Annotated in this window: 10 protein-coding genes and 1 tRNA gene; 2 read left to right on the plus strand and 9 right to left on the minus strand. The window is 42.7% G+C overall.

All coding sequences use genetic code 11. From position 1 onward, the window contains the following. The 5 genes from ABYB02_RS11735 to ABYB02_RS11755 form a co-directional block, all read right to left on the minus strand. The coding region (locus tag ABYB02_RS11735) for a serine hydrolase domain-containing protein (protein WP_372762634.1) at positions 1-435 on the minus strand (435 nt) is incomplete at its 3' end. An 18-nt stretch (positions 436-453) separates the two neighbouring features. Further along, positions 454-948, minus strand: a complete 495-nt coding sequence (locus ABYB02_RS11740; protein WP_372762635.1) for a gamma-glutamylcyclotransferase family protein — start codon at positions 946-948, stop codon at positions 454-456. Between the two features lie 28 nt (positions 949-976). Then, on the minus strand, positions 977-1,600 hold the full coding sequence (locus tag ABYB02_RS11745; protein WP_372762636.1) for a LysE family translocator: 624 nt from the start codon (positions 1,598-1,600) through the stop codon (positions 977-979). 11 nt (positions 1,601-1,611) lie between these two features. Beyond that, the gene (locus tag ABYB02_RS11750; RefSeq protein WP_372762637.1) at positions 1,612-2,385 is read right to left on the minus strand and encodes a hypothetical protein; all 774 of its coding nucleotides are present in this window, start codon (positions 2,383-2,385) and stop codon (positions 1,612-1,614) included. A gap of 14 nt (positions 2,386-2,399) precedes the next feature. Continuing rightward, positions 2,400-2,870, minus strand: coding sequence for a CreA family protein (locus ABYB02_RS11755; RefSeq protein WP_372762638.1), 471 nt, complete (start codon positions 2,868-2,870; stop codon positions 2,400-2,402). Between the two features lie 250 nt (positions 2,871-3,120). Between ABYB02_RS11755 and ABYB02_RS11760 the strand changes: the two genes are divergently transcribed. Next, positions 3,121-3,450 carry a 5-carboxymethyl-2-hydroxymuconate Delta-isomerase gene (locus ABYB02_RS11760; RefSeq protein WP_372762639.1) on the plus strand — a complete coding sequence of 110 codons (330 nt, stop codon included), beginning with the start codon at positions 3,121-3,123 and terminating at the stop codon, positions 3,448-3,450. A gap of 207 nt (positions 3,451-3,657) precedes the next feature. Here ABYB02_RS11760 and ABYB02_RS11765 read toward each other — a convergent pair. From ABYB02_RS11765 to ABYB02_RS11775, 3 genes are all read right to left on the minus strand, one after another. Next, positions 3,658-3,734, minus strand: a tRNA-Ile gene (locus tag ABYB02_RS11765). Positions 3,735-4,112: 378 nt separating this feature from the next. Beyond that, on the minus strand, positions 4,113-4,271 hold the full coding sequence (locus ABYB02_RS11770) for a YqaE/Pmp3 family membrane protein (protein WP_372762640.1): 159 nt from the start codon (positions 4,269-4,271) through the stop codon (positions 4,113-4,115). A 64-nt stretch (positions 4,272-4,335) separates the two neighbouring features. Further along, on the minus strand, positions 4,336-4,902 hold the full coding sequence (locus tag ABYB02_RS11775; RefSeq protein ID WP_372762641.1) for a BON domain-containing protein: 567 nt from the start codon (positions 4,900-4,902) through the stop codon (positions 4,336-4,338). Between the two features lie 530 nt (positions 4,903-5,432). On the opposite strand from ABYB02_RS11775, the gene suhB reads away from it, so the two are divergent. Then, positions 5,433-6,236: an inositol-1-monophosphatase gene (suhB, locus tag ABYB02_RS11780; protein WP_372762642.1), complete on the plus strand. Its 804-nt coding sequence runs from the start codon at positions 5,433-5,435 to the stop codon at positions 6,234-6,236. A 213-nt stretch (positions 6,237-6,449) separates the two neighbouring features. Here the strand turns inward: suhB and ABYB02_RS11785 are convergent. Continuing rightward, on the minus strand, positions 6,450-8,216 hold a 1,767-nt coding region (locus ABYB02_RS11785; RefSeq protein ID WP_372762643.1), incomplete at its 5' end, for a bifunctional diguanylate cyclase/phosphodiesterase.

Here is an 8,216-nt window from a genome sequence, read left to right on the forward strand (position 1 = left end):
AATCATCAAGTCGCCTTGACCAAGTCCTAAGCCACTACGATGACTTAACAAGTCACGAATACGCATCTCGCGTGTTACATAGGCATCATATAACTGAAATTCAGGCAGATGGTCAATTACGCGGTCATCCCAGCTTAATTTTCCTTGATCAACTAACATTGCCAGTGCTGCGCTGGTAAAGGCCTTAGTGTTAGACGCAATACCAAACAAGGTGTTTTTGTTAACCGCGCTTCCCGTGTCTAAATTAGCCACTCCAAAACCTTTAGCAAAAACGACGTTATCGTTTTGCACAATCGCCACCGCCATCCCAGGCACATCAAAGCGCGCCATTGAATTGCTGATCACCTGTTCTATTTTATTGCTGTCGACTTGTGCCCAACTTGCAAAGCTGGCACCCGCCAACAAAGTCATAGCGGCAAGTTTTGTAAACCTCATTGTTATTCCTCTTTGTTATTATTTTTGATGCAGCGCAAATTCCACCTCAGCGCGAGCTTGGTTGCTATCGGGCTTATTAGGGTAGCTTAAAATTAAATCACTATAATGCTTAGGCACGCCGGCTTCTAGCGCACCACGATAAACATGCTTTACATACCAATCATACGGCAATAAGTTATCGTCCAGTGCATTCGCAATATAGCAATGCGCCTTTATAGACTGCTGATTTAACAGCATTACTTCTATATCGACACAGTCGTAATTTGGCCCTTCTATCTCATCTAAAATCGCTTTTTCGGCTTCATTTAACTCGTACACCACTCCATATACTATGGCATCGGGGGCATCACTAGGTACTATGGTGCATTTACCTGAACCATCCGAAAACGCCATATTAAACGTTAACTGATAACCTTTGAGGGTGGCGGTACCAATACGTTTAGCATTCGGTAGCCGCGCCAATAAGCGATTAGATGACATGTTAGAACCAAACGAAAAATTATATAACGGCATTTCTACTCCTAAATTTTTAGCACTTGCGTTACACGACCACACGTATTGCAAGGGCAATTAATACCACCCCTATAGCACGGTCGAACCAATAACCCCAGTGTTGAAAAAAGCCTCGTACTGCGGCTTTAGAAAGCAGCAGTGCCAGCATTGAAAACCATGCCCATGTGGCCAGTGCCATATACACGCCATAGCCTATTTGAACCGTGATTGGGGTGGTGGCACTGATAACGAGGGTAAATAACGACATAAAAAACAGTGTGGCTTTGGGGTTTAAAGCGTTGGTTAAAAAACCACGACGCGCAGCACACCAAGCCGACTCTGCTGGCACGGTAATATTCTCAATCCCCGTTGGCGGCGCTGTCGGTTTAGCTGCTTTAAGCGCCTGTATGCCTAAATACGCTAAGTACACACCCGCCACATATTTAAGCGTTATAAACACACTCGGCGACTGGGCCAAAATAACCGCCACCCCTAACACACAATAGCTAATATGCACTAAAATGGCGGCGCCCACTCCCGCACTGGTCCACAGTGCATTTACACGCCCTTGCTGTACACTTTGTTTTAAAACCACAGCAAAGTCGGGCCCTGGGCTGGCAACAGCAAAAAAGTGAGCAATCGCAATGAGCATAAATTCGTCTAAGTAATTCACTTCAGTCTCTGCTAAGTTGGTGCGTACGCGAGTAACAAAGGGTGCGCGGAATTGCTCACTAAGCGTTTAATCTGTTTTTGTGCGTGTTTAAATTGGCTGCGTAAGTGCGGCTTTAAATGTTTTTTAGAGTCGCTCTCTTGCTTAAAGTAGCTCACCAACGCATGCATAAATACCGTATGTGTTTCACTTAATGATGCTGCGCGGTTAGCGTAAGGGTTATAACACGAGCCACAGCCGCCCTTAAATTGATACACGGTATTGCTCATCATCACCCCAAAACCTAAAAAACACGCCAATGCATCGGCCGCTTGCGGTAAATAGTCTTTCCCGCCGGGTGGTAACACGCCTACATGGTGAATCAATATAGTCGCCAATGTACCGGCAAAGCTGGCAACTAAATCTTGCGGCTGATTTACCTGATTAGGATTAAATGACACATTAATAGCCTGACTGGGGGGCACCACTAACTGGCTGTCCTTACCCCGCAAGGAGCCAGTAAATTTAAACGCAGGGAAAGTTTGTGGGGTTAATTGTTGTGGCGCAACTAATTGCAGAGGCCAGGCTGTCATGCCTGCGTGTTCAGTAACCCGAGTAAAGACTTTACTCGCCATTTCTTCAATACTGGTTACCTGATCGGGGAAGAACGCCAGGGTGGGTAGCACCACTTTAGTATGCTGGGTAAAAAACTCAGCATCAAAATTTTCGACCGCCCAAATAAAGGTATCTATCAGCCATTGCTGCTCTTGCTCTGCCAATAACGGCTTAGATTTAAAGAAAGCTAACATAATCTACTCTGTGGTTATTCTTGTTCCTGCGCCCATTGCCACGCTTTAGTGTTATACAGCGGCACCGTTGATAAGGCATGATGGTGACTGCCGGTCGACTCTTTTGTAGAGTACGATAAATATAACAAGGTATGCGTTTTAGCATCGTATATACGGCGTACTTTTAATGATTTAAATAAAATACTTTTTGACGACTTAAAGACCACTTCTCCCGACTTGCTGCGATCGATGGCTTGTAATTGGTCGGCGGTAATAGGCCCCGTTTGACGACACGATATAGACATATCAGACGGATCAGAAAAGTCTAAATTAGCCTCGATATGACTAATATGACAGGTTACCCCTTTGACCAAGGGATCTTGCTGCGCGTTGACTATGACATCTTTAGTGGTAAATAGCCCTAAACTAACCGAGGCCACATCATCTGAGCATGCCGTTAACGTTGCCACAACTGCAAGTAACGCGCTAACTTTTAAATACTTCATTCTGCTCTCCAACAAACTAAAAAGTGTACCCTGTATGTTTCTATACTAAAGTATTTACAACAGCAAAACACACTTTATAAAAAATAAACAGTGTTTACCTGGTGCTGACTTTAGCCCAGCTAATAGCTATTTAAAGGTAATAGCGATTAAGCAAAAAGAAGCGAATTCAATGTTGCAAGGGGTTAGCGACCAGCGCGCTATTTGGTATAATAAAAGACTCGCAAGTAGTAACTCATAATAGGAACGCCTAATGCCGCACATTATTATTGAACACTCTGAAGATCTTCCCGTACTACCACAAGTGCTAGTTGAAAAAATTCATAGCGCCGCCTTTCAAAGTAATTTATTTAATCTAGATAGCATAAAAACACGCGCTATTGCCTATCAGCAATATCAGCTGGGTGCAGGGAAATCTGGCTTTATCCATATCGCGGTACACCTGTTAGCAGGGCGTTCTATTGAACAAAAGCAGGCGTTAAGTGAGCAACTACTGGCGTGTTTAGAAACCTATTGCAGAGCATCAGACAGCTTAAGCGTAAATATTCACGACGTTGATCAAGAAATCTATCGTAAAAACTAACGCTAGTTTAAGAGTGTTGAAAAGTATTCTATAAAGCGGATACCAAGTAATGTTTAAAAGTCCCGAATGGGGCTTTTTTTATATCGCAGCAGTTACAACAGGCTTATTACTTGCGTGAAAAACTATGTACTGAAATAAAAAAGTTCATCAAGCTTAAAGTGGAACTACATTGATTTATTAAGGGTTTGCGATGGAAGTATTGAAAAATGGTGGCCCCTCGCAGACTTGAACTGCGGACCTAACGATTATGAGTCGTGTGCTCTAACCAACTGAGCTAAGGGGCCACTTTTTGTATAACTAAATACAGTTACTTTTTGATGCGTTTAGCCACAGAGCGACTAAAGCGGGTTGCAGTATAAAAACTTTTTTAGTGCTTGTCACTAGCAAAAGCCTTTATTTTAACAATCAATGGTCTAACTGCTTAAATTGTGGTCTTTTAGCTGAAGGGATAATAAATTTATCAGAGTAAAGCGGCGTATAACTCACTTAAACAAAGTGCACGTATCGGCTTAAGTGAGCGCAATTTATATATTAAAAGTAACGTATCACAAAATTATTCATCTCATTGGCCTTATAACCAGGCACTTGTTCAGCCTCATTGCCAGTCTATTTCATGTTATTGTAATTCGTTGATTTAGTTATAAATTGCGCTTCATAAAGGGTTACTTTTTTGCAATGATATAAATTGCATGGATCACCCCAGGGAAATAGCCTAATAGCGTTAGTAGGATATTAATCCAGAAGTGCAATCCTAACCCTACTTGTAAAAACACGCCCAGTGGTGGCAACAAGATAGATAAAATAATACGAATAATATCCATAAACTCTCTCCTTAATGATTAGCAAAAAGCCCAGCAGTACTGGGCTTTATATACAATGATAGTATTATTTAGCAACAATGGTTAGATTATCGATAACTTTGCGCACGCTTTTAGCATTTTTTGCAATTTCTACTGCTAATTGTTTCTCAGCATCTGAATTCACGGTACCGTTAAGTGTCACGACTCCGTTGTCAGTGTCTACGTCGATATTTGTGCCACCCACTTCTGAGTTAAATAAATAACGCGTAGTGATCACTGTGGTAATTTTAGCATCGGTTAAGTCACTCTCTGCGTGATCGGCCATATCGTCATCGTGCTTCTTAGCGTGCTTTTTGTGTACAACACTAAGTTGGTTATCAACGCCTGTTACACCGTCGAGACTCAATACCAGCTCTTCGGCAAGTTCTTTATCAAGCTCACTGCTTACTTTACCGGTGAGGATAACATTGCCATTTTTTACATCAGTGTTTATGTCAAAGTTATTTAAATTCGTGTTCATCAGAAGCACAGTTTCAGCCTTGCCATCAATCCAAGCATCTTTACTTTCATTTTCCCAACTACCCGCTTGAGCACCCATAGCAGTGGTACCTAGTACTAAGGCGGCAATAATCGACTTATTAAATGTTTTCATAATCCTTCTCCTTTTGATTTAAGACATCTGAGCTAATGCCAACTTTAGGCCAACTTTAATTAATAAATAAAATCAACAACTTAGTGGGTAAGTGGTAAGGTATGAAAAACAGCACTTAGTAACTTTTTACCGTTGTGTCGGTAAAAGTTTCTCAATAGCGAGAATCGCTAAACAATCAACTAGTGATCAGCAGAAACAGCATTCGAGCCGTTAATTTATAATTATGGCCACGCTGCAGCTGGCGGCAGAGTTACCTTTTAGGCAGGTTAAACACCTCAGTCAGTACGCAGTTAATTTCTTGCTGGTGCTATATGGCAATACAATGCAAACTAGCAAAGTACTGATACGCGATAAAATTACGCAAGGCGCTACTTTTACATCAAAGTTATTCGCCGCTGCCTGATCTTAAACAGCACTGTATAAGAAACAAGCAAAACTATTTGGGCTTTATTGTTTACTTTATGGCAAAAGTCGCTAAAATATGCCGGCTTAAATATATAAACGTTCTTTTACAACCCAAAGGTAATACCATGCATCCAATGTTAAACATTGCGGTTCGCGCTGCGCGTAACGCAGGCAAAATTATACTTCGCGCCAGTGAAGATTTATCAAAAGTTGAAGTGCAACAAAAAGGCACTAACGACTTAGTCACTAATATTGATAAAGAAGCCGAAGCCGCAATCCGTGATACTATTTTACGTTCTTACCCTGACCACTGTATTGTGGGTGAAGAGTTAGGTGAGCACAAAGGTAAGGATGCAGATTACCAATGGATTGTTGACCCTCTTGATGGCACTACAAATTTCATCAAAGGTATTCCTCATTTCGCGGTTTCTATCGCACTTAAAGTAAAAGGTCGTTTAGACCAAGCCGTTATTTATGATCCAATTCGTGGTGAGCTTTTCACTGCGTCTCGCGGTCAAGGTGCTCAACTTAATAGCAAACGTTTACGCGTTTCAAAAACGGTTGAGTTACGCGGTTCAGTGTTAGCAACAGGCTTCCCTTTCAAGCAAAAACAACACCTAGATGCATACTCTGAAGCATTTAAAGCGTTATTTATTCATACTGCTGATATTCGTCGTGCCGGCTCTGCAGCACTTGATATGGCGTATGTTGCAGCGGGCCGCGTTGATGGCTTTTTCGAAATTGGCTTAAAACCTTGGGATACTGCAGCTGGCGAGTTATTGGTAAAAGAAGCCGGTGGTATGGTGGTAGACTTTGCTGGCGGCGTAAACTACAACAATAGCGGCAACGTTATTTGTGGCGCACCGAAACTAACCCAAGCCATTATTCGCGAAATTCGCCCTGTATTAACTGAGTCACTACTACGTTAATATAACGAGCATGGTTAATAGAAAAGGAGCTGAGGCTCCTTTTTTGTTGCCTAAATCCCACCTTTCACAATGCTAATCGTCAAACAGGCTAATCCTCAAGGCAAAATAATACCAGAGAGCTGTTAATATAGGTTGTTTGATACGCAGTACGTAAAGCACCTAACCCGCTAGAAAGCTCATGTTTATCATCACATAGCGCTTAAAGCTGTGTACTTACACCGCGTGTTGTACTAAGCGCATAGCTGCATTCAATGGCTTACTTCGCTGGCATACAAACAAATAGCTATGAGCACAGCGTTTGGCTGACTGTTTAGCATCGCTGGCCAATGCCGCCACCTGATGACTGCTTTTACAGCGCCCTAAATCGGGAGTGACTAAACCTATTGCCAGTGTTAGCAAGGGCACAAATTGCTGCTGCCCAGCTCGATTGGTAGCCCAGTAACCGTTATTGTTAATTTCTTCACGGCTAAAGTATTGCTGCGACTGCAGCTCAAATTGATGAATAATATGCTCGCACACGGTAACCGCATCATGCTCGTCAAACAGCACCATAAAGTCATCGCCGCCAATATGACCAACAAAGCTGCGGGTGTTGTTACACGCCTTTTGTGTAATGGCGGCTAATAGCTTAATGACACTATCGCCACTGGCATAACCAAATAAATCATTAAATTGTTTAAAATGGTTCAAATCTAAATACGCGATGGAGAATGCTTGTTGAGCGGCTAATCGTTGCTCAATGGCGTCGTTTATCGCCACATTTCCGGGCAACATAGTGAGTGGGTTTGCATGCTGCGCATGACGAATTTTTTCATCGGTAATATGCTTTAATATATTGCGTAGTGGTACTAGGCCTAAATACTGCTGCCCACGTGTGATCACTATATGGCGGCGAATATCAAAGTCGTCACCGGTGATTTGCTGGCTAACATGATCTAACAGCTGGTTTTCGTCTACCACTAAAGGGTGTTCATCCATAATCACCGTCACCGCACGCTTGTCATACAAGGCATGGCCATAGGCCGCTGCAAATACGTCACTAAGTTGCTCTTTATGCAGTAAACCAACTGGCTGGTACTGCGAATTCACCACTGCCAGACTAACCATAGATTTATCTTGCTCAAAGAGCGCATGGGCGTCTTTGCAGCTGGTGCCACTGTCGATTGCCGGTTGCGCAATCGCCAGCCAACCAATCGCCATGGAGTTATTTAACTTGCTGCTATTAGTGGCACAGCTAAGCGCTTGAACTTGCCTTGCGGTAGCAGCATAACTTGGCTGCTTATTGGGTCGTTCTAGTAAAAAGCCTTGTACATATTTAATACCCAACTCGGCTAATACAGAGAGCTCTGCAGTCCGTTCAATACCCTCGGCAATGACCGCCGTATTGGTTGCTTTAGCCAACGCAATGATTAACGTTAAAAACTGTTTTTTAACCGCACTTTTATCACAATGGTCAATAAAATAACGGTCGACTTTCACAAAGTCAGGGCACAGTTCTGACCATTGTTTTAACCCAGAATACCCCGCGCCCAAGTCATCTATGGCAATCGTAAAGCCCAAAGAACGGTAATGTTCGAGCGTTTTTTGTAATAAAAATTCATCCTCTACCCGCTCTTGCTCTGTCACTTCGATTACCACGCGATTAGCAGCTAAACCAAATTGCTTGATCAAATGCAGCGTTTCACCTTTAGGGTGGCTCGGGTCAAGTAACGTTTTAGGGCTAACATTTAAAAACAATTTGCCTTGTAGCTGTAAATGCACAAAGTTTTCAATCGCTTTAGAGCGGCACAGCAGCTCAAGCTCAGAGAGTAAACCGTGTTGATGAGCCGCCTGAAACAGTGCATTAGGCATTTCTAACGCGCTATTTTTCGGCCCTCTACTGAGTGCTTCATAACCCAGAATGGTCTGGTTACTGGTATCAAACAGAGGCTGAAACAATGTGGTTATTGTGCCGTTAACTAAAATAGTATCTAATAATTC

The organism is Pseudoalteromonas sp. (assembly GCF_041613455.1).
Taxonomy (GTDB): Bacteria; Pseudomonadota; Gammaproteobacteria; order Enterobacterales; family Alteromonadaceae; genus Pseudoalteromonas.